Origin of the sequence: Sphaerospermopsis sp. LEGE 00249 (assembly GCF_014299995.1) — a bacterium.
In the GTDB taxonomy this organism is placed as follows: Bacteria; Cyanobacteriota; Cyanobacteriia; order Cyanobacteriales; family Nostocaceae; genus Sphaerospermopsis; species Sphaerospermopsis kisseleviana.
On sequence record NZ_JACJUZ010000176.1, the window covers coordinates 1 to 1,027 of the forward strand.

The 1,027-nt window shown below is 36.5% G+C and carries 1 protein-coding gene and 1 pseudogene; both read right to left on the reverse strand.

Features of this window, described 5'->3' with window-relative positions; translation table 11 throughout:
* Positions 1–368 (reverse strand): helix-turn-helix domain-containing protein (locus H5968_RS24980; RefSeq protein WP_187042084.1); only part of this gene is annotated, 368 nt, incomplete at its 3' end.
* Positions 369–377: 9 nt separating this feature from the next.
* Positions 378–1,027, reverse strand: a pseudogene (locus H5968_RS24985) (IS607 family transposase); the annotation flags it as partial.

Genomic DNA, 1,027 nt, shown 5'->3' on the forward strand with positions numbered 1-1,027 from the left:
CCACCTACAGGAATTGGTTTACCACCTGCATCAATTGTAAAACTATCATTTTTCCCTTTCTTTTTGAAGTTGGGATATTTAGACTGTCCTTTAAAAAATCTCTGGAAAGCCTCACCTAAACTATCAAAGGCGTATTGAGTGATTTTCTGACAAATACCTTTTTCTTTAATCCATGCCAATTCAGGTTTTACATGGTTATTAAAGAATTTTTTGAGGATATATTTGTTTGGCTTTAATCCATCTTTATGCAAATCCTGCCAAGTAGCTAAACCCCAATTATAGGTAAACCTTGCTATACCAGCGTGTTTAGCCATTAATATTTCCTGGGTTTTGTTTAACTTGAGTTTTGTTTTGATAGATAAAAGCATTGCTCGACCTCAACACTGTATTTCTTTGCTGTCTAAAACTGACATATCTTGTGCAGGTTTGTCAATAGCATTTTTGAGATGATCCTTGATTTCTTGGGAGTAATTCCTCAATCCGTACAATCGACAAGAAAAGCAGTGGATAATTGCCATTAGGTCTTCCACTAATTCTTGTTGAGGTGATAAAGATTCCTGAGGGAGCAACTATGATCTGACACCTCACGGAACTTGCTAATTCCATAATAAAGTCAAAAGCAAACCGACACATTCTGTCTTTGTGCGCCACAACAATTGTCGATATTTCGCCTTTAAGCATTGATAACATAATTGATAAAAACTTTTTTCTTTTAAAGTTTAATCCGCCTCCAATCTCTGAAACCCAATCATCAACAGCTAACCCACGACTCAAACAAAATGTTTCCATCGCGGATACTTGGTTTCTGAGTTCGGGTTTTTGGCTACTCGAAGAAACTCTACAATAAACAACTACTTTTCGTTTTGAGTCTACAGGTTTTAATCCCTGGGTAATCAGTAAATCATCTTCAGTATAAAAACGATGCCCCGACAATGTTCTTTTGGCTGGAAGTCTTCCTTCAACATCCCATCTTTGCAAGGTCTTGACTGAAACTCCGATTTTTTTAGCAAATTCATGAGGTTTAAAC